18 protein-coding genes are annotated in these 20,090 nt (G+C 73.9%); 10 read left to right on the top strand and 8 right to left on the bottom strand.

Annotated features, from left to right (window positions below):
- The first annotated feature begins 133 nt into the window (after positions 1–133).
- Together ACFQ6N_RS16165 and ACFQ6N_RS16170 are read left to right on the top strand one after the other, a co-directional pair.
- Positions 134–1,714 carry a CehA/McbA family metallohydrolase gene (locus tag ACFQ6N_RS16165; protein WP_380649611.1) on the top strand — a complete coding sequence of 527 codons (1,581 nt, stop codon included), beginning with the start codon at positions 134–136 and terminating at the stop codon, positions 1,712–1,714.
- A gap of 244 nt (positions 1,715–1,958) precedes the next feature.
- Positions 1,959–2,447 carry a hypothetical protein gene (locus ACFQ6N_RS16170; RefSeq protein ID WP_380649612.1) on the top strand — a complete coding sequence of 163 codons (489 nt, stop codon included), beginning with the start codon at positions 1,959–1,961 and terminating at the stop codon, positions 2,445–2,447.
- A gap of 33 nt (positions 2,448–2,480) precedes the next feature.
- Here the strand turns inward: ACFQ6N_RS16170 and ACFQ6N_RS16175 are convergent, their stop codons facing one another.
- Positions 2,481–2,939 carry a DinB family protein gene (locus ACFQ6N_RS16175; RefSeq protein WP_380649717.1) on the bottom strand — a complete coding sequence of 153 codons (459 nt, stop codon included), beginning with the start codon at positions 2,937–2,939 and terminating at the stop codon, positions 2,481–2,483.
- 336 nt (positions 2,940–3,275) lie between these two features.
- Here ACFQ6N_RS16175 and ACFQ6N_RS16180 point away from each other — a divergent pair, with 336 nt between their 5' ends.
- Positions 3,276–4,088, top strand: a complete 813-nt coding sequence (locus ACFQ6N_RS16180; RefSeq protein ID WP_380649613.1) for a class I SAM-dependent methyltransferase — start codon at positions 3,276–3,278, stop codon at positions 4,086–4,088.
- A gap of 45 nt (positions 4,089–4,133) precedes the next feature.
- On the opposite strand, the gene ACFQ6N_RS16185 is transcribed toward ACFQ6N_RS16180, so the two are convergent.
- Positions 4,134–4,523, bottom strand: coding sequence for a hypothetical protein (locus tag ACFQ6N_RS16185; protein ID WP_380649614.1), 390 nt, complete (start codon positions 4,521–4,523; stop codon positions 4,134–4,136).
- 251 nt (positions 4,524–4,774) lie between these two features.
- On the opposite strand from ACFQ6N_RS16185, the gene ACFQ6N_RS16190 reads away from it, so the two are divergent.
- Positions 4,775–5,980: a hypothetical protein gene (locus ACFQ6N_RS16190; RefSeq protein ID WP_380649615.1), complete on the top strand. Its 1,206-nt coding sequence runs from the start codon at positions 4,775–4,777 to the stop codon at positions 5,978–5,980.
- 289 nt (positions 5,981–6,269) lie between these two features.
- On the top strand, positions 6,270–8,399 hold the full coding sequence (locus tag ACFQ6N_RS16195) for a BTAD domain-containing putative transcriptional regulator (protein ID WP_380649616.1): 2,130 nt from the start codon (positions 6,270–6,272) through the stop codon (positions 8,397–8,399).
- Between the two features lie 21 nt (positions 8,400–8,420).
- Here the strand turns inward: ACFQ6N_RS16195 and ACFQ6N_RS16200 are convergent, their stop codons facing one another.
- Positions 8,421–9,815 carry an MFS transporter gene (locus ACFQ6N_RS16200; RefSeq protein ID WP_380649617.1) on the bottom strand — a complete coding sequence of 465 codons (1,395 nt, stop codon included), beginning with the start codon at positions 9,813–9,815 and terminating at the stop codon, positions 8,421–8,423.
- A gap of 225 nt (positions 9,816–10,040) precedes the next feature.
- On the opposite strand from ACFQ6N_RS16200, the gene ACFQ6N_RS16205 reads away from it, so the two are divergent.
- The 3 genes from ACFQ6N_RS16205 (at position 10,041) to ACFQ6N_RS16215 (ending at position 13,541) form a co-directional block, all read left to right on the top strand.
- Positions 10,041–11,414, top strand: coding sequence for a condensation domain-containing protein (locus ACFQ6N_RS16205; protein WP_380649618.1), 1,374 nt, complete (start codon positions 10,041–10,043; stop codon positions 11,412–11,414).
- A gap of 109 nt (positions 11,415–11,523) precedes the next feature.
- The gene (locus ACFQ6N_RS16210) at positions 11,524–12,612 is read left to right on the top strand and encodes an alkene reductase (RefSeq protein ID WP_380649619.1); all 1,089 of its coding nucleotides are present in this window, start codon (positions 11,524–11,526) and stop codon (positions 12,610–12,612) included.
- 119 nt (positions 12,613–12,731) lie between these two features.
- Complete coding sequence (locus tag ACFQ6N_RS16215) at positions 12,732–13,541, top strand: aminoglycoside N(3)-acetyltransferase (RefSeq protein ID WP_380649620.1); 810 nt, start codon at positions 12,732–12,734, stop codon at positions 13,539–13,541.
- A gap of 163 nt (positions 13,542–13,704) precedes the next feature.
- Here the strand turns inward: ACFQ6N_RS16215 and ACFQ6N_RS16220 are convergent, their stop codons facing one another.
- From ACFQ6N_RS16220 to ACFQ6N_RS16235, 4 genes are all read right to left on the bottom strand, one after another.
- Positions 13,705–15,231 (bottom strand): M1 family metallopeptidase, encoded by a 1,527-nt coding sequence (locus tag ACFQ6N_RS16220; RefSeq protein WP_380649622.1) that lies wholly within the window; start codon positions 15,229–15,231, stop codon positions 13,705–13,707.
- A gap of 186 nt (positions 15,232–15,417) precedes the next feature.
- A complete protein-coding gene (locus ACFQ6N_RS16225) occupies positions 15,418–16,290 on the bottom strand; it encodes a sulfurtransferase (protein ID WP_380649623.1) in 873 nt (290 codons plus the stop codon).
- A gap of 149 nt (positions 16,291–16,439) precedes the next feature.
- Positions 16,440–16,772: a hypothetical protein gene (locus tag ACFQ6N_RS16230; protein WP_380649625.1), complete on the bottom strand. Its 333-nt coding sequence runs from the start codon at positions 16,770–16,772 to the stop codon at positions 16,440–16,442.
- Between the two features lie 171 nt (positions 16,773–16,943).
- Positions 16,944–17,570 carry a polysaccharide deacetylase family protein gene (locus ACFQ6N_RS16235; protein ID WP_380649627.1) on the bottom strand — a complete coding sequence of 209 codons (627 nt, stop codon included), beginning with the start codon at positions 17,568–17,570 and terminating at the stop codon, positions 16,944–16,946.
- On the opposite strand from ACFQ6N_RS16235, the gene ACFQ6N_RS16240 reads away from it, so the two are divergent.
- Both ACFQ6N_RS16240 and ACFQ6N_RS16245 read left to right on the top strand, forming a co-directional pair.
- Complete coding sequence (locus tag ACFQ6N_RS16240) at positions 17,545–17,850, top strand: hypothetical protein (protein ID WP_380649628.1); 306 nt, start codon at positions 17,545–17,547, stop codon at positions 17,848–17,850. The two genes, ACFQ6N_RS16235 and ACFQ6N_RS16240, sit on opposite strands and share 26 nt — an antisense overlap.
- A 322-nt stretch (positions 17,851–18,172) precedes the next feature.
- On the top strand, positions 18,173–19,033 hold the full coding sequence (locus ACFQ6N_RS16245; RefSeq protein WP_380649629.1) for an SAM-dependent methyltransferase: 861 nt from the start codon (positions 18,173–18,175) through the stop codon (positions 19,031–19,033).
- Positions 19,034–19,115: 82 nt separating this feature from the next.
- Here the strand turns inward: ACFQ6N_RS16245 and ACFQ6N_RS16250 are convergent, their stop codons facing one another.
- A complete protein-coding gene (locus tag ACFQ6N_RS16250) occupies positions 19,116–19,997 on the bottom strand; it encodes an Fpg/Nei family DNA glycosylase (RefSeq protein WP_380649630.1) in 882 nt (293 codons plus the stop codon).
- Between the last annotated feature and the right edge of the window lie 93 nt (positions 19,998–20,090).

Below are 20,090 nucleotides of genomic sequence, written 5' to 3' on the forward strand. Positions count from 1 at the left end.
CCGCAACTCGCCCCCGACCCCGCCCGGCACCTCTTCACCGACCCGCCCCGCCCCGGTGGGCCCCGACTCACCCCGGGTTCACCCACCCGGGTAGGCACGCGAGCGACCCGCCCGCCCCGAACCGGAGACCTCGATGCCGACCGAGCCCAGCACCCCCCAGCCCGCCCGCCGCGACCTCCTCCGCACCGGCCTCGCCACCGGCGCCGCCACCGCCCTGGGCCTCGCCGCCGCCACCGGCGAGGCGAGCGCCTCCCCCGTGGCCTCCCCCGCCGCCGCCCCCGACCGCACCCTCACCCTGACCGGCCATCTCCCCACCGGCACCGCCGACTTCGTCTACCTCCCGGTCGAAGTCCCGGAGGGCGTCCGCGAGATCGCCGTCTCCTACAGCTACGACAAGCCCCCGGTCCCGGCCGGCACCCCCGGAAACTCCTGCGACATCGGCATCTTCGACGAACGCGGCACCGACCTCGGCGGCCCCGGCTTCCGCGGCTGGTCCGGCGGCTTCCGCACCGAGTTCAGCCTCTCCCGCTCCGCCGCGACCCCCGGCTACCTCCCGGGCCCGGTCGGCCCCGGCACCTGGCACGTCGTCCTGGGCCCCTACCAGGTCGCCCCGCAGGGCCTGGAGTACCGCGTCCAGGTCACCCTCCGGTTCGGCCCGACCGGGCCGCTGTTCACCCCGCACTACCCCGCCGAGCGGGCCCGCGGCCGCGGCCGCGCCTGGTACCGGGGCGACTGCCACCTGCACACCGTGCACTCCGACGGACGCCGCCTCCCCGAGGAGGTCGCGGCCGGGGCCCGCGCGGCCGGCCTGGACTTCATCGTCTCCACCGACCACAACACCAGCTCCTCGCACGCCGTCTGGGGCCCGCTGGCCGGCCCCGACCTGCTGATCGTCCCGGGCGAGGAGATCACCACCCGCAACGGCCACTGGCTGGCCCTCGGCCTGGAAGCCGGGCAGTTCGTCGACTGGCGCTACCGCTCCCGCGACGAGGAGTTCCCGCGCTTCGTCCGCCAGGTCCACCGCGGCGGCGGCCTGGTGGTGCCCGCGCACCCGTACTGCCCGTACGTCGCCTGCCAGTGGAAGTTCGGCTACGAGCAGGCCGACCTCGTCGAGGTGTGGAACGGCCCCTGGACGTACGACGACGAGTCCGCGGTGGACACCTGGGACGGCCGGCTCGCCGTCGCCCTGCGCGAGGGCCGCTCCTGGCTGCCTGCCATGGGCAACAGCGACGCGCACAGCGAGCCCCAGGTGATCGGCACCCCGCACAACGTGGTGCTCGCCGAGGACCTCACCCGGGACGCGGTCCTGGACGGGCTGCGCGACGGGCGCAGCTGGCTCGCCGAGTCCCGGGCCGTCCGGCTGGACTTCACCGTCACCGGGCACGGCCGCCAGGCGGGCATCGGCGAGGAGCTGACCGTACCGGCCGACGCGCCGCTGGACGTCCGGCTCACCGTCTCCGGCGTGCCCGGCGGGACGGTCCGGCTGATCACCGACGAGGGGCAGATGCACCAGGAGCCGCTGGCCGCCGACGGCTCCGGCACCGTGGTGTGGCGCACCACCGCCTCGCTCGCCGCGTACGTCCGGGCCGAGGTGCGCCACCCGAAGGCGGACGGCACACCGGGCAAGGGCAACGCGATGGGCCCGGACCTGCCCTGGGGCCCGATGGCGGCACTGACCAACCCGATCGTCCTGCGAGTGGAGGAGCAGCACTGAGACCGGTCACCTGTCGGTCACCGGCCGATCACCGAACGGTCACCGGCGGGCCCCGGCGACCCGCCCCCACACCGGACGGGGGACGACTCGGGGCACCCGTTTGGACTAGGTTGATCCCCGAAACGCATCAGTCGTAGGAACGAGGCGACCGGCTGTCCGGATCCGGGCCGACCGGCCCCTTCGCACGCCGACCGCCTCGGCCCGGCTGCCCGACCGTCCCCGGCCCGCGAAGGGATCAGCAGCTGTGAACCGTACGACCGTAGGTGGGCCGGAGCTCGGGGGCGGCCGGGGCGCCGGGGGCGTCCTCGTCCTTGTCGACCCGTCCGGGGCCGGGAACAGCCCGGTCGCGGAGCTGCTCGCGCGGGAACTGAACCCGAGCGTCCACCTGCGGACGGACGACTTCCTGCGGGTCATCCGCACCGGCCTGGTCCCGCCGCACCTGCCCGAGGCCGGCCGGCAGAACGCCACCGCCCTGGCCGCCGCCGCGCAGGCCGCCTTCGCGTACGCCACCCGCGGCTACCAGGTCATCGTCGAGTGCCCCGGCGCCCCGGCCACCCTCGACGCCTTCCGGCGCGAGAGCCGCACCACCGGCGCCGCGCTCCACTACGTCGTCCTCACCACCGCGGCCCCCGCCACCCCGCACGAGCTCGACACCACCCCCCTCACCCCCGAGACGGCCGCCAAGTCCGTCCTCACCGCCCTCACCACCCGCACCCACCTGCTCGGCTGGTAGCGGGCCCCGGCCCGGGGGGGTGTCCTACTGGCGCTACGCCCCGACCACCCCGTCGATGGCCTCGCGCAGGAAGTCCGCGTGCCCGTTGTGCCGGGCGTACTCGTGGATCAGGTGCAGCATCACCAGCCGCAGCGACACCTCGGCGTCCCAGCGGGCCTGGTACCCGGTGACGTCGAGGGTGTCGGCCGCGAGCTCGATCCGGCGGGAGTGCTCGACCTCGGCCTGCCAGGCGGCGAAGGCCTCGGCCCGGGTGGCGCCGGTGGCGTCGTACGCGGCCTGGTAGTCGCCGTCCGCGGACCAGACCAGCGGGAGGTCCTGGCCGTCGATCACCCGGCGGAACCAGGTACGCTCCACCTCCGCCATGTGCCGGACCAGCCCGAGCAGGCTCAGTTCCGACGGCGGGCTGGACCGCTCCCGCAACTGCTCGTCCGTCAGGCCCTCGCACTTCATCGCGAGGGTCGCCCGGTGGAAGTCCAGGAAGGCGCGCAGCATTTCGCGCTCGCCGCCGGTCAGCGGCGGCACGGGGCGTTCGTCGGGAACGTTCACGGTGTCGATCTCCTCAAGCCTCGGGAATCCTCGCGGACTGTAGCGAACCGGCCGCCCCGCGCGGAAAGGCTTTTCCCGCGCGGCCCGCGCCCGCCGAGTGCGCCCGGTCGCCGCCCCCGGTCGCGCGGCGGAGCCCCGAGCCCCCTCGGGACACCGCCGCGCCCCTTTCCCGCCGGACCCACCCGCCCATCACGTACCGTGTTCGGACCACCACCGGTTTGGGTACGTACCTCGGCGCGCCCGACGGCCGGGCGCCCACCGAGCACGGAGACCCAGCGGCCCATGGACCACAACCGCATCCCCCCGACAGTGCGCCAGACCTACGGTGCCGGCGACCTGTCCAAAGCGGCCAGCTTCGCCGGCGGATTCATCAACTTCGGCGACTGGCAAGGCATCGACCTCACCGCCCCGACCCCCGAGGACCGGATCCACAGCCAGGAGCAGCTCTACCGCCGGGTGTTGCGCGCCTTCCCCGAGCCCCGCGACAGGCTGCGCCTCGCCGAGGTCGGGTCCGGCCGCGGCCTCGGCGCCGCCCTCGCCCTGCGGGAGTTCCGCTTCGCCGCGGTCACAGGAGTGGACATCCACCCCGACCAGGTCGAACGCGCCCGCGCCGTCAACGCCAAGGCCCTGGCCACCTACCCCGACCGCCTCGCCTACACCATCGGCGCCGCCGACGAACTCCCCTTCTCCGACGCCTCCCTGGACGGCGTCTACTCGGTCGAAGCCGCCCAGCACTTCCGTGAACTCACCGGCTTCGCCCGCGAGTCCGCCCGCGTCCTGCGACCAGGCGGCCGCCTGGTCGTCACCACCTTCTTCACCGCCCCGGGCCCCGACGCCGCCGAACGCCTGGCCATCCTCCTCGCCAGCTTCGCCGACGGCCTGGACGTCCCCCACCCCCTGGACACCTTCACCACCGCCCTCACCCGCTCCGGCTTCACCGACGTCACCAGCGAGTCCATCGGCACCCACGTCTGGCCAGGCCTCGACCGCTACCTCACCGACACCGTCCCCTCCGCCCACTGGACCCGCCACTTCCTCCCCGCCTGGCGCGACGGCCTCCTCGACTACCACGTCGTCACCGCCACCCGCGGCTGACGGCACACCCGCCCCCCACCCCGGGCCGGTCAGGCGGTCAGCCGGTCAGCCGGTCCGCACCTTCGGGTTCACCGTGCAGAAGTAGACGCGGCCGGACTGCCTGTCGAAGTAGAAGCTCCCCCGGTACTCGGCCCGCGTGACCGACGCGTCGAACTCCTCGCTGTGCAGCCACGCCGCCGTGTCCCCCACCTCGGCGGCGATCTGCTCCGGAACGCCGCAGCCGATGGCGCCGTCCCGCCAGGTCCCGTTCGCCGTGATCGCCGCCAGCGTCGCCGGATCCAGCCGCGCCACCCCGTCCAGGCTCACATCAGTCGGCCCGGGCACCTCCGGCACGGTGTTCAGCGTCAGCACCTCGCCGACCCACTTCACCCCGGACAACTCGCCCAACTGCGGGAAGCGGCGGGTCAACGGCTCGACATCCGTCCTCACCTGCACGGGCGTCGCCCCGGCCGTGGCCGCTCCGCGCCCCCCGCCCTGCCCCGCGGCCACGGTCCCCTGCCCGGACCCGCACCCCGAGGCGAGCAGAACGGCCACGGGTGCCGACAGGAGGATCCGGACGCCCGCTGCGCGCTGCTTCGCCGACATATGTTTCATAAGCTCATCATCCCCATGCGGAACGGTCTTTGGATGCGAGGGATATACCTCGATATGGCATTCCTATATACAGGCCATGGTGATGATGCCTCATGAATCGACGCAGCAGCATTCGACGCGGTCTGCTCACGATGGCCGCGGCACTCGGTACCGTCCTGTCCCTCGGTGTCGTGCCGGCCACGGCCGCCCCGGCGTCCGCGACCGTCTCCCCGGCCGTGTCCCCGGCCTCGGCCGCGGCCGGTACGACGGGGTCGTGGGAGCAGCTTCCGCTTCCGTCGACGGACAAGGTGCGGCAGGTCAGCACCTCCGGTGACGCGGTGTTCGGGTACACCCAGTGGAACTGCGGCTTTCCGACCTGGCCCGTGACCTGCCGCCAGGAGTGGCAGCTGGTGAACGGCGCCTGGAGCAAGGTGACGGTCCCCGCCGCGCTGGCCAACGCCCCGATCCGCACCACCGGCACCGGCGCCGGGGACGTCTGGTTCCTGGCGGACGCGCTCTCCGGTTCCGGGGCGGCCTACCACTGGGACGGCCAGAACTGGGCCGACCGCAGCCTGAACCTGAAGGGCTTCCAACTCGCCGACGCCACCGCCGTGTCCTCCACCAGCGTGTGGACCGTCGGCGCCTTCAACACCGGCTACGACTACGGCCAGGACGTGGCCGCCGTCACCCGCTGGAACGGCACCGGCTGGACCCTCACCAAGCTGCCGGCGATCGCCGGGAACCGCACGTCGCTGAACTCGTTGTCCGCGGCCTCGGACAACGACATCTGGGCCTCAGGGGACCAGTGCCCCCGAACGTCGACCGGGACCGGCCCGTGCAAGCCCTATGTGGTGCACTGGAACGGCACCGCGTGGTCGCAGGTGGCCGTGCCGAACTTCCCGGCGGACGTCCTGTTCCCGGAGATCGCCGCCCGTGGCGGCGAGGTCTGGGTCGCGGGCAAGGAGACCGGCTCCAACGGCGCCACCTCGGACCGCGTCTTCGCCATGCGCTGGGACGGCCAGAGCTGGAACAAGTCCTACCTCCCGGTGAACACCGGCGGCGACTACCAGTACAGCGAGGTCAACGGGCTCCTCTTCCACGGCACTTCGCTGTTCGTCGCGGTGTCGGGCACCACCAACGAGGGCCTCGTGCGCTGGGACGGCCAGAGCTGGGCGCCGTACACCGGCCCGCTGGCGACGACCTCGACCGTGATCAGCATGGCCGGCACCTCCGACGGGCGGCTCGTCGTCGCCGGGAACGGGTCCGACGCGACCGGCAGCCGCGCCTTCGTGGCCGCGCTGCCCTCGTCGGTGCAGTGATCTGAGGGAGCGGAAAGGGGGACGGCTCGAATTCCCCCGGGAATCCGCCCGGAATCCGACCGGGGCGTCACCTCGCGCGGGTGGCGCCCCGGTCGGCGTGTGCCGGGGCTGCCAGGGGCTACGGTTACCGGGTGCCACCGGGGCCCCGCCCTCGACGTCCTCCGCGCTTTCCTGTCCGGGAAATCGGCGCCGGTACCTCGGGTCGCATGTTTGAATGCGTAGCGAACCGATCACCGCGTGGCACGGGGGCGCGGCGCGTTCGTACCGAGTGTCGCCGGGGGGAGACGCCATGAGGTTCCTGCTGATGGGTCCGGTCGAGGTCTGGCGGGACGACCGGCGGGTGGAGCTGCGCGGAGCGAAGATCACCTCGGTGCTGGCGCTGTTCCTGCTGGCGCGCGGCCGGGTGGTCCCGGACGCGGCACTGCGCGAGATGCTCTGGGGCGAGCGGCCGCCGGAGACCGCGCAGAAGCAGATCCAGATCTACGTGTCCCGGCTGCGCGGCCTGCTGGGGCCCGGGGCGAAGGGCTCGACAGGGAGCGGGACGGACGACGGGCCGGACGACGAGCCGGGGATCGAACGGCAGCGCCCGGGCTACCGGTTACGGTTCCCGGACGCCGGGCTGGACCTGTCGGCGTTCGAGCGGCACGTCGCCCGTGGCCGCCTCCTGATGGACGAGCGGCGTCCGGCGGAGGCCGTCGAGAGCTTCCGGCGCGGGCTCGCCCTGTGGCGCGGGCCCGCGCTCGCCGGGGTCAGCGAGCACCTGGCCGCGGCGCAGGCCCCGCAGTTGGAGGAGTCCCGGCTGGTCGCCGTCGAGGACCGCATCGAGGCGGAGCTGATGCTGGGACGGCACGCGGCACTGACCCCCGAGCTCCAGGCGCTGGTCGTCACCCACCCGCACCGGGAGCGCCCCCGCACCCAGTTGATGCTGGCGCTGCACCACGGCGGCCGGCAGGTGGAGGCCCTGCGGACCTACAGCGACTACCGGGCGCTGCTGGTCAGCGACTTGGGGCTGGAGCCGGGACGGCGGCTCCAGGAGGTCCACCAGGCGATCCTGGCGGACGACCGGCGCTTCCTCCCGGATGACGGACAGTTCCTGCCGGACGGCCGACGGTTCCCGGACGGCCTGCTGCTCCCGGGCCACCGGCCCCCGGACGACCGGCGGCTCCCACCCGGCAACGTCCGGATCCTCAGGGCGGCCACCGGCACCCCGTCCGGGCCCGCGCGGCCGGCCGGCCCCGGGCGGCCGTCCGGCCCCGGGCCGGTGGACGACCCCGGACGCGCGACCGGACCACGCCGCGCGGCCGGCCCGCTGCTCCGGCTGCTCCCACCGCCGTCCGAGCCTCAGCCACCGGCCGGGCAGCCCGCGCAACTCCCCCCGGTCCCGATGGACTTCACCGGCCGCGAGCGCGAGGCGCGCCAGGTCGACGAGGCGCTGCGGACGCGGTCCGGCCAGCGCGGCGCCCCGTCGGTCTGCGCGATCGTGGGCATGGCGGGGAGCGGGAAGAGCGTGCTGGCGGCGCGGGTCGCGCACCGCATCCGCGACGGGTACCCGGACGGGCAGATCCACCTCGACCTCGGCGGCAGCGGCCCGCGCCCGGTCTCCCCGGCCGACGCGCTCACGGAACTGCTGCGGGCCCTGGGCGTGGCCGACGTGGCCGGTGGGGGCCTGTCCGAGCTGACCCGGGTCTACCGCAGCCGGGTGGCCGGGCGCCGGCTGCTGATCCTGCTCGACGACGCCAGGGACGAACGGCAGGTCAGACCACTGCTGCCGGCCACCGCCGAGTCGGGCGTGCTGGTCACCAGCCGGAGCGGCCTGGCCGCGCTGGAAGGCGTCCGTCACGTCCGGCTGGGGACGTTCGGCCCGGAGGAGGCCGTCCGGCTGCTGTCGCGTCTCATCGGTTCCGAGCGGGTGGCCGCCGAGCCGGCGGCCGCGGCGCGGATCGTCGCGCTCGGCGGCCACCTGCCGCTCGCGGTACGGATCAGCGGGGCGCGGCTGGCGCTGCGCCCCCACTGGCCGCTGGCACGACTGGCCGCACGGCTGGCCGACAGCGGGGCCCTGCTGGACGAACTGGAGCTGGGCGACCTCGGCGTCCGCCGCAGCCTGTCCGTGAGCCACAGCCGGCTGGGCGACGGCGAGCGCCGGGCCCTGCACCGGCTCGCCCGGCTCGGGCCCGGGCCCTTCTCGCTCGACCGCGCGGCGACGCAGCTGGGGACCTCGGGCGAGGAGGCGCTGGACGTGCTCGACCACCTGATCGACGCCCATCTGCTGGACGCGGTCGAGCAGGCTCCGGCCCGCTACCGGTACCGGTTCCACCCGCTGGTCCGGGCGCTGGCCCGGGAGTCGGCGGACGAACGGCGGTCGGTCGTTCCGCCGGGCCGGCCCCGGGTGGGGGCTCCCGCGGTCCGCGACGGCGGGTGACCACGGGCCCGGCCCGCCGGCTCAGCGGACCGCCGCGTCCTGCCGCTGCGGCCACTCCGCGTCCGCCTCCGCGACCGCCGAACCACCCGACCTGCCTGACGTGCCCGACGTGCCCGACGCGCCCGCACCGCCCACACCACCCGCACCGGCCAGTGCCGCCAACCGCCGCAGGCTGGCCCGCCGCTGGAGCGCGCCGAGTCCGACGGTGGCCGCGCCGAGGCCCAGCCACCCCGCCGGGCCGGCCGCCATCACCACCCCGGTCAGCAGCAGCGGGCCCGCCGCCTTCTGCACCGACTGGGACATCCCGGCCACCCCCAGGTAGGAGGCCTGGGCGCCCGGCGGTGCCAGGACGACCGCCAGCTCCCAGGAGCTCACCGAGCGCATCAGCTCGGCCAGGGTGACCAGCATCGCGGCGGCCAGCAGCGCGAGCGCGGCCGTCCAGGGCCCGCCGCCGGTGGCGAGCACGATCAGCAGGCAGCTGCCGAACAGCGTCACGCCGTACCAGCCCACCGCGGCCGCCGCCCCGCGCGGGCCCTCCGCCCGTGCGGAGACCCGCAGTTGGAGCAGCACCACGAGCACCGTGTTGAGGACCAGGAAGACCGGCACGACGGCGGGCGGGGCGTCGGTGTGGTGGACGAGCCAGAGCGGCAGGCCGACGTTGAGGATCGAGTCGTCGAGGTTCAGCGGCATGTCCAGCAGGACGAAGAGCAGGTAGCCGCGGTCGCGCCAGGGACTCGGCGCGGCACCCGCCGGAGTCACGGCGGCCGGTGAGGCGGCGGATGAGGCGGCCGGTGAGGCGGCGGGCTCCGCCCCGGCGGCCGCGGCGACCAGGCCCCGCCCGGCCGGCTCCCGGGTGCGCCAGACCAGGACGGCGGCCAGGACGAAGGAGAGCCCGTTGGCCAGGATCAGCGCACGGTAGGCGCTCGTGGTGCCCACGGCCAGGCCGATCGCGGCGACGCCCGCGCCGACCGCGTACCCGGCGTTGGCGACGCTGCGGAACAGCGCCTGGTAGGTGCTGCGCCGTTCGCCCGCGACCCGGGTGGCGAACAGCATCTCCAGCGTCTTGGCCGCCCGCTCGGCCAGGCAGGTCAGGGCGATCACGGCGAGCAGCGCGGCGAAGTCGTCGACCACCAGGAGCAGGCCCATCGTGCCGAGCCGCAGCAGGTGGCAGCCGATCAGCAGCCACCGCACCGGCAGCCGCTCGGCCGCCCGCCCGGCCAGCGGGGAGCCGGCGATCCCCGCCACCGCGCCGACGCCGAGCAGCAGGCCGAGCTGCCGGGCGTCCATCCCGCACACGTAGGTGAAGTACAGGACCGAGGCCGACGCCCACAACCCGGTCCCGGTCCGGTCGACGGCCTGCGCGAGCAGCATGATCCGCGCGTCCCGTCCGCCCGGCGGCTTCCGCAGCTGCGCCATCAGTCCGTTCCCCCGCATGGCAGTCCCCCGTCAGGTGATCGACATTAATCTCGACGTCAAGATACTTCATGTCGAGAGAATTTTGGAACCCTCCACCCGCCCCCGACGGGAGCCCGGCCCCTCTCGACGCGCGGCGGACGGTGCGCCACACTCTCCCCAGCAGCACCCCGCGCTCCCAACGCACCGGCACGACGTCACCCCCACCGCACTACGGAGAGCCTCACGGTGAGCACTCGTCAACTGCTGGAGATCGCCCTCTCGTCCGGACGCGCCGGGTCCGGACCGGCCACCTGGGGCCAACAGGCCATCTGGGACGCCGTACGCCGGCTGCCCCCCGCCGACGCGCCGCGCTACAACATCACCACCGCGGCACCACTGGACCCGGGGCTCCCACTGCCCGCCCTGCTCGACGCGCTGGAGCGGCTGCTGCACCTGCACGACTCGCTGCACACCCGGCTGCTCCCGGCGGAGGACGGCAGTCTGCGCCAAGTCGTCGACCCGGACGGCACGTTGGCCGTCGAGCTGTGGTCCGCCGACGAGGGCGAGGACCCGGCGGAGTCCGGCGCCCGGCTGCACGAGGAGCTGGCGGCGCAGCCCTTCGACACCTCCACCCAGTGGCCGATCCGGGTCGGCGTGGTGGCGGCGGACGGCCTGGCCCGGCACATCAGCCTGGTGCTCTCCCACACGGCGGTCGACGGCTCCGGGATGAGCCGCCTGGTCGCGGACCTGACCGCGCTCAGCCTCGGCACCTCCCCCGAGGAACTGGCCGAGCTCCGCGAACCGCCTCAACAGCCACTGGAGGAAGCCGAGTTCCAGTCCTCCGAGCGGGGCGTCCGACGGGATTCCGGCGCCCGCAAGCAGTTCGTCCGCAAGCTGCGGCTGGGCCCGCCCCGGCTGTTCCCGCCGGCCGCCGGGGGCACCGACCCGTTCCCCAACGCGGTGCTCCGCTCCCCGGCCCTGCCCCGGGCGGTCGAAGAGGTGGCCGCCGCCCACCGGGTGAGCACCTCCTCCGTGCTGCTCGCGGCGGCGGCCGCGATGACCGCCCGGCTCGCCGGAAGAAGCGAGGCGGTCCTGAACGTCATCGTGAACAACCGCTTCCTGCCCGAGCTGGCCCATGCGGTGAGCGTGGTCGCCGGTGACGGACTGTTCCACCTGCCGGACGCCACCGCCGAGTTCGGCGAGGTGGTGCGCCGCACCCACGCCGCCGCGATCGGCACCTACCGGCACGCCTACTACGACAAGCTCGCACTGGCCGCCGAGGTCGAGCAGCTGACCGCCGAGGGGGTCCGACTGGCCGACCGGTCCTGCGTGTTCAACGACACCCGCGACCTGCTGCCCGCCACCCCCGACCCCACCTCCGACCCCGGCGACGGCCCCGGCGACGGCCCCGGCGGCGACCGGACCGTTCTCAGCTGGCCGGTGGAGTTCGAGCCGCGCCCCGGCCTGACCTACGCCCTGGACGCCCTCCAGTCCCCCGAGGCCCTGAGCCTGGCCATGACGGCCGACCCCGCCGTACTCCCGCGCCCCGCGATGGAGCGGTTCCTCTACGGCATGGAAGAGTTGATCCGCACCGAGGCGGAGGCCGTCGGAGCCCGCTGACACCCGGAGCCCGGGCCTGCCGGCGCCGCGGAACAGGGCCGGCGGGAGCCTCGGGCGGGGCCCGCCGGAACTTGAACCTGACATTGATGTCAGGTTCTACGGTACCGGCATGACCACCACCACGGAATCGCTGCTCAGCCCGTACCGCCTCGGCTCGCTCGACCTCCCGAACCGCGTCGTGATGGCCCCGATGACGCGCTACCGGGCCGCCGAGGACGGTACGCCGCTGCCCGTCGTCGCCGAGTACTACGCCCAGCGCGCGAGCGCCGGCCTGATCGTCACCGAGGGCATCTGGCCCAGCAGCCGGGGCCAGTCCGGCTGGCACCTGCCCGGCCTGGAGACGCCCGCGCACGTGGCCGGCTGGAGCGCGGTCACCCGGGCCGTGCACGCGGCCGGCGGGCGGATCGTCGCCCAGCTGATGCACGGCGGCCGCCAGGGCCACCCGCTCAACCGGCTGCTCGGCGACGTGCCGGCCGGGCCCTCCGCCGTCCCCGCGCCGGGCCCGGTGCACGTCCGGGACGGCGGCAAGGCCGAGGCCGTCACCCCGCGCGAGCTGACCCGCGCCGAGATCCGCCAGGCCGTCGCCGACCACGTCGAGGCCGCCCGCAACGCGCTCGCGGCCGGGTTCGACGCCGTCGAGCTGCACGGCGCCAACTCCTACCTGATCCACCAGTTCCTGGCCGACAACACCAACCTGCGCACCGACGAGTACGGACCGCGCACCCTCGCCGGCCGGCTGCGGTTCCCGGTCGAGCTGGTCACCGCCGTCGCCGACGCCATCGGCCCGGACCGCCTCGGCCTGCGGCTGTCCCCCGGCAACCCGCAGTTCGGCATGGCGGAGGCCGACCCGGCGCCGGTCTACCGGGCGCTGCTGGCCGAGCTGGACGGCGCCGGCCTGGCCTACCTCCACCTCACCGACAACGACGACTACCCGGCCCTGGCCGACCTGCGCCCCCGCTGGTCCGGCCCGCTGATCGCCAACGTCGGCGAGAACCGCGCCGCCACCGACCGCGGGCGCGGCGAGGCGGTGCTGGCCGCCGGGCTGGCCGACCTGGTCTCCTACGGCCGCGCCTTCATCGCCAATCCGGACCTGCCGGAGCGGTTCGCCGCCGACGCCCCGCTCGCCCCCGTCGACCCGACCCACCTGTACGGCCGGACGGCGGTCGGCCTCACCGACTACCCGAGGCTCTCCGACTGACGCAGGCCACCCCCGTCCTGATCGACTGTCAGTGGCACCCGATATGGTCGGCCCCGAACGACCGCACCACCACACCGCACCACCACACCGCGCCGACACCCGCACCACCAGGGGGCACCATGACCGCACCGGGCACCACCCCGCTCACCACCGCCGACCTCGTGGAGGGCTGGCACCGGGCGGGCGTCCGCGAGGGCATGGCGCTGATCGTGCACTCCTCGCTCTCCAGCCTCGGCCGGGTCGAGGGCGGCGCGGCGGCCGTCGTGGCCAGTCTGCGCGAGGCGGTCGGGCCGACCGGCACGGTCGCGGTGCCCGCCTTCACCACCGACACGGTCTGCGACCCGGCACCCGGGCACTCCGGCGTGCCCACCCCCGAGGTCGCCGAACTCCGCTCCGCCGTCCCGCTGTTCCGGTCCGATCTGCCGTCCCGGATGGGCGCGGTGGCGGAGGCCCTGCGCGGCCTGCCGGAGAGCCTGCGCAGCAGCCACCCGCAGGCCTCGGTCGCCGCCGTGGGGGCGCACGCCCGGGAGGTCACCGCCCGCCGTTCGCTCGGCTTCGCCGTCGGCCGGGAGTCGCCGTTCGGCGCGCTGCACGACCTCGGCGGGTACGTGCTGCTGGTCGGCGTCGGGCACAACCGCAACACCTTCCTGCACTACGCCGAGACCTTCGCGCCCAACCGTCGGCTCAAGCTGCGCCGCTTCCCGATGGCGATCCAGGGCGAGCGGGTCTGGATCGAGGCACCGGACGTGGGCAACGACAACGACACCCACTTCCCGGTGGTGGGTCGGGAGTTCGAGGAGCAGGCGGGCATCCGCCCGGTGCGGGTCGGCACCGCCGACTGCCGGCTGGTCCCGGTCCGGGACCTCATACCCTTCGCCGTCCGCCGGCTCACCGAGCTGCTGGCGGCGGACGGCTCCGGAGCGGCGTAGCCCGGCCGCGCGCTCCCGCGCGAGCGGCCGACCGGGCCACACCCGTCACGTGGCACCACGCCACATCGACTCGTGTCACACCACCGCACACCGCATCGACACACGGCACGTCATGTCACGTCGCGCCATGTCACGTCATGCGGCGAGGCGGCACGTACCGGCGTCAGTGCTCCGCGTCGTGCAGCGAGTTGGTCTCCTGGATCTTCTTCCAGGACTTGGGCTCGGCCGGCAGCTGCCCGTCGGCCTGGCCCGCGCCCGGCGCCAGCGAGGCGACGGCCGGGGCGCCCGCCACCACCGGTCCGACGGCCGGCTTGGCGGCGGTGAAGAGCCAGGTCTGGAACAGGTCGCCGAGCTTCTTGCCGGAGACCTTCTCCGCGTACGCCTGGAACTCCGGGATGGTGGCGTTGCCGTAGCGGCGCTCGGTGGGCCAGCCCTTCAGGATCCGGAAGAACGCATCGTCCCCGACGGTGTTGCGCAGCGCCTGGATGGCCACCGCGCCCCGGTCGTAGACGGCGTTGGAGAACTGGTTGTCGGGGCCCGGGTCGCCCGGCTTGACGCTCCAGAACGCGTCGTCGGCCGGGTGCGAGGCGTAGACGTAGTCCGCCAGTTCCTGCGCGGTGCCCTCGTTCTCGTGCTCGGACCAGAGGAACTGCGAGTACCGGGCGAAGCCCTCGTTCAGCCAGATGTCGCTCCACCGGGAGAGCGAGACGCTGTCGCCGTACCACTGGTGGGCCAGCTCGTGCACGACCACCGAGGTGTTGGAGCCCTTGGCGAACTGCCGGGGGCTGTAGAAGACCCGGGTCTGGGTCTCCAGCGCGAACCCGGTCGGCACGTTGGGGACGTAGCCGCCGACGGAGCTGAACGGGTAGTCGCCGAAGTAGCCGCTCAGCCAGTCGACCAGCTCGCCGGTGCGCTCCACGCTCGCCTTGGCCGCGTCCGCGTTGTCGCCGAGGTCCTTGCTGTAGGCGTTGTAGACCGGCAGCCCGCTCGCCGTGGTGTCCGTGGTGACGTCGAACTTGCCGACGGCCAGCGTGGCCAGGTACGTCGCCTGGGGCTTGGTCTCGCGCCAGCTGTAGCGGGTCCAGCCGGCCTGGGAGGAGGTGCCGGCCAGGATGCCGTTGCTGATCACCTGGTTGCCGTCCGGCACCAGCACCGAGACGTCGAAGGTGGCCTTGTCGCTCGGGTGGTCGTTGCTCGGGAACCACCACCACGCCGACTCGGGCTCGCCCGCCGCCACCGCTCCGTCCGGTGTGCGCAGCCAGGCGGTGAAGCCGTACTTCTTCACGGTGGACGGCACGCCCTTGTAGCGCACCACCACGGTGGCCTGGCTGCCCTTGGCGAGCGGCCGGGCCGGGGTGACCTCCAGCTCCTGCTCACCACTGGTGGTGAAGGCCGCCGGCCGTCCGTTGACCCGGACCTCGGAGACGTTCAGCGCGAAGTCGAGGTTGAACCGCGACAGGTCCTGGGTCGCGGTGGCCAGAATGGTGGTGGTGCCCTCCAGCTCGTCGGTGGCGGGCTGGTACTTCAGCCGGATGTCGTAGTGCGAGACTCGGTATCCGCCGTTGCCGTAGGTCGGGTAGTAGGAGTCGCCGATCCCGGCTGCGCCGGGTTGGAAGTCGGATGCCGACGCGGGAACGGCCAGGAACAGGCTCAGGGCACTGGCAGCAGAGACGATCAGCCTCTTGCGCACGTGGTCCTCCAGGGATCACCGGAACGATGGGTTGGATCGATCCTTGTCCCGGTGATCCCCGGTCCACTCCCCAATTGTGAGATGTTCATGAAAAGAAACGCGCCGAAATGGCTCCGTCGCAGCAAGGCCGCGACGCCGTGACATCACCCCACCGGGCACACCCGCATCCCGGGCCCCGAACGCACCTCAGGCCCCGAGCACGACCGGCGCCCGCACCAGCGAGCCGTACTCCGTCCACGAGCCGTCGTAGTTCTTCACGTGCGGGTACCCGAGCAGTTCGGTGAGCGCGAACCAGGTGTGCGCGGACCGCTCGCCGATCCGGCAGTAGGCGATCACCTCGCGCTCCGCCTCCACCCCCCGGCCCGCGTACAGCGCCCGCAGCTCCTCCGCCGACCGGAACGACCCGTCGTCGTTGGCCGTCCGGGACCAGGGGATGTTGACCGCGCCCGGGATGTGCCCGGGCACCTGTGCCTGCTCCTGCGGCAGGTGCGGCGGCGCGATCAGCTCGCCCCGGAACTCGGCCGGCGAGCGGACGTCCACCAGCACCGCGTCCGCGCCGGGCTTGGCGAACACCTCGGCCTTGGCCAGCACCTCGTCCCGCAGGGCCCGCAGCTCGGGCCGCTCGGGGCCGCTGAGCCGGTAGTCGGTGTGCTGGTAGTCCATCACCTCGTGGGTGAGCTCACGCCCCTCCAGCTCCCACTTCTTGCGCCCGCCGTCCAGCAGCCGCACCGGCCCGTAGCCGCGCAGTCGCAGCAGCCAGTAGGCGTAGGCGGCGAACCAGTTGTTGTTGCCGCCGTACAGCACCACGGTGGTGTCGTCCTCGACCCCGGCCGCCCGCAGCAGGTTCCGGACGCCGTCGCGGTCGGCGTAGTCGCGGCCGACCCGGCTGTGCAGGTCGGTGGTCCAGTTCCAGCCCACCGCGCCGGGGATGTGGTCCCGGTCGTAGGCGGTGCTGTCCTCGTCCACCTCGACGACCCGGATCGTGCCGTCGTCCAGGTGGCCGGCCAGCCACTCGGTGCGGACCAACGCCTCGGGGTGCGCGTAGCCGTTGCCGGTCATCCCAGGCCCTCCTTGCCTCTGCCCAGGGCGCGATGCCCGACCACGGGCACAGGCAGACCACAGGGGCACGACGAGGCACCGGCGACCGGGCCGGACAGTTCGACGCTACGCCGACCGTCCGGCCCGGGCCACCCCGCGGGGCGCGCCGCTCAGGAGAAGACCACGGAGCGCAGCTTCAGCCGGTCGCCGAGCTTCTTGCCGGGGTTCATCGTGTAGAAGACGTCGCCCTCGCAGTCGGAGTCGAGGAAGACCGTGGCCGTCGACCTGGTGAAGTTCTCCGGCGCGAAGGCCGGATCGCCCTCGGTCGCTCCGAACAGGTTGATGCACTGCCCGCTCTCCGGGTCGGCGATCCCCGCCGGGATCCCGGGAGGACGGCCGACCTTGTAGAGGAAGTCGCCGACGGCGGCGTTGGCCGACATCGGCACGGCGAGGACGAGGGCGACGGCACTGGCAATGGCGACAACGGTGCTGCGGATACGCATGGGTGAGAGCCTTTCAGGTGGTACCCGGCGGTACCTGGTTCATTGGTGCGATATCACCCTAGAGGCCCAAAAACCGCAGAAACGGTTCTTCCAATCCACCCATTCGAGTGGTTTCGACCGAAAAGCCATGACCTCGCCGCCGCTCACACATCCGCACGGCCGCGCAGCCGTTCAGTTCGGCGGAGCCGAGAAGAAGTACCCGGAGTCGACCAGCACCGGCAGGTACGCCTTCAGCGCCGCCACCGTCTGCGAGCGGTCCCCGCCGCCGTCGTGGTTGAGCACGATCGAGCCGGGCCGGACGTCCTTGAGGATCCGCTCGGTGATCGCCGAGGTCCCCGGCCGGGCCCAGTCCCTCGGGTCCACCGACCAGCCCATGTTCCGCATCCCGAGGTCGGCGGCCACCTTGAGCGACACCGGGGACCAGTCGCCGCCCGGCGCGCGGAACCAGTCGGGCAGCCGGCCGGTGGTCTTGTGCAGCAGGTCGGAGGTGCGCTCCAGCTCGTCCCGGACCTTGGCCTCGGACAGGTGCCGAAGGTCCGGGTGGGTCCAGGTGTGGTTGGCGATGTGGTGGCCGCGGTCGGCGATCTCCCGCACCAGCGCCGGGTGCTCGACCGCGTTCTCCCCGATCAGGAAGAAGGTCGCCCGGATCCCGTACTGCTGGAGCAGCGCCAGCACGGTGGGGGTGTACCGGGGGTCGGGACCGTCGTCGATGGTGAGCGCCACCACCCGCCGGGCCGCGTCCAGTTCGTACACCGGCTTGCTCTCCGCCGCGGTGAGCACCTTCTTGTTGACGGGCACCGCGCTCGGCACGGCACCGGAGGCCGCGGCGGCGGGGGAACCGGTCGGCGGCACCGGCGAGGGCGGCCCGGACGGGGCCGTCGGCGACGGCACCGGAGGCGCGGTCGGGGCGGCGCCCGGTTCCCCCGCCGCCCCGGCCGGCGCCACCGGGAGGGCGCTCTCGGCGATCCCCGCCTCGGCGCTCGCCTCCCCGCCGCTCCAGGGACTCCGGCAACCGGCGGCCGCCCCCAGCAGGGACATCCCGGCCGCGACCAGCAGCAATCTTCGCGAAGTAATCTGACGATCTGACAGCATGCTGGATGCTTCCCCCGGCCGTCACCGGTGCTCCCCGGGGACGACCCCTACGGACCCGATCACCACTCCGACGGCCCAAGGGCGGCCCGAGGCCGGCCCGGACGCGGCCCCGGCGACAGCCCCGCAGGCGGCCCCGGAGGGCCCGGAAGCGGCCCGGAAACGGCCCCGGGGCGGCCCGGAACCACCCGCGCCACCCCCGCTTCCCGGGTTCTTCCGACGATCTTCGCCGACCCGCCGTTCGGCCCCCCGTCCGGACCGCTACGCTGTGCCTTCCCCAGTGTGATGATCTGCCATCAGAGGACGTGGCCATGACGACAAGTCAGGACTTCCCCCAGCAGGGCCAGCAGGACGACGACACCTCCGAGCCGAGCCAGTGGGAACGTTTCGGCGTCGACACCACCACTCCGCACTCCGCACGGGTCTACGACTACTGGCTGGGCGGCAAGACCAACTTCCCGCCGGACCGCGCCATGGGGCAGGCCATCGAACAGGCCGTCCCGAGCGTCAAGGAGATGGCCAAGGCCAACCGCGCCTTCCAGGGCCGGGCCGTCCGCCACCTGGCCCGGGAGCACGGCATCCGCCAGTTCCTGGACCTCGGCACCGGCATCCCCACCTCGCCCAACACCCACGAGATCGCCGAGGCCGTCAGCCCCGGGACCCGGGTGGTCTACGTGGACAACGACCCGATCGTGCTCGCCCACGCCCGTGCGCTGATGGTCTCCAGCCCGGCCAGCCGCACCACCTACATCCACGCCGACCTGCGCAAGCCCGAGGAACTGTTCGCCGACCCGGCGCTCACCTCCACCCTCGACCTCACCCAGCCGGTCGGCCTGCTGATGATCGCCGTGCTGATGCTGATCGCCGACGAGGACGACCCGTGGGGCCGGGTCGCCGCCCTGCGCGACGCCCTGCCCGCCGGCAGCTGCATCGCCCTCACCACCCCCACCCCGGACTTCGACCCGGAGGCCGTCGGCAAGGTCGCCGAGGCCGCCCGGGCCGGCGGGATGACCCTGGTGCCGCGCTCCTACGACGACGTGGTCCGCTTCTTCGACGGCTGGGACCTGGTCGAGCCGGGCGTCGCCCCGGTCCTGGCCTGGCGCCCGGACGGCGAGCCGCCGGCCGACCCGAAGGCCGCGTACTACTGGGGCGGCGTGGCCGTCAAGCGCTGATCCGGCGCCGGGCGGGACGGGACGGGCCCGTACCGTCCCGCCCGGCCGCAGGACCGCCTGTTGCGGGCCCACCAGCGGTCCGCTACTTCAGCAGTCGCGACATCCGCCGGTCCGCCAGCGGCTTGCCCCCGGTCTGGCAGGTCGGGCAGTACTGCAGGGAGGAGTCCGCGAAGGACACCTCCCGCACGGTGTCCCCGCAGACCGGGCACGGCAGCCCGGTCCGGCCGTGCACCCGCAGCCCGAGCTTCTTCTCCGCCTTCAGCTCCCCCGCCGCCAGCCCCCGCGAGCGCTCCACCGCGTCGCGCAGCGTGCTGCCGAGCGCCTCGTACAGCCGCGCCGTCTCCTCCCCGGTCAGCGCCGAGGCGAGCTTGTACGGCGACATCCGGGCCGCGTGCAGCACCTCGTCCGAGTAGGCGTTGCCCACGCCGGCCAGCACCGTCTGGTCCCGCAGCACGCCCTTGATCCGGCGCCGGTCGTCCCGCAGCAGGGCGGCGAAGGCCTCCGGGGTGAGGGCCGGGTCCAGCGGGTCGGGGCCGAGCCTGGCCACGCCCGGCACCTCGGCCGGATCCCGGACCACGTAGGCCGCGAGCCCCTTCTTCGTCCCGGCCTCGGTGAGGTCGAACCCGTCCCCGGCCGGCTCGCCCGACTCGTCGGCCAGGCGCAGCCGCAGCGCCAGCGGGTTCCGCGGGCTCGGATGCGGCGGCTCGTCGGGCAGGCTGTCCTTCCAGCGCAGCCAGCCGGCCCGGGCCAGGTGGACCACCAGGTGCAGTCCGCCGGCCTCGATGTCCAGGAACTTGCCGCGCCGGGTCACCGGGCCGACCGTGCGCCCCTCCAGCGCCGTCACCGGCGGGTCGTAGGTCTTCAGCGCACTGATCGCCACCGGCTGCACCCGGGCGATCACGCGCCCGGTCAGCCGCTCGGACAGGAAGGCGCTCAGCGCCTCGACCTCGGGCAGCTCCGGCATGCGCCCAGTCTCCCCCGGTCCCGTCGGCCCCGCACGCTCCACCGGCCCCCCTTTGGCCGTTCCCCACCACGGAGCGCAGGCTGGGAACCGAGG

The sequence above is a fragment of the Kitasatospora sp. NPDC056446 genome (assembly GCF_042796115.1).
Taxonomy (GTDB): domain Bacteria; phylum Actinomycetota; class Actinomycetes; order Streptomycetales; family Streptomycetaceae; genus Kitasatospora.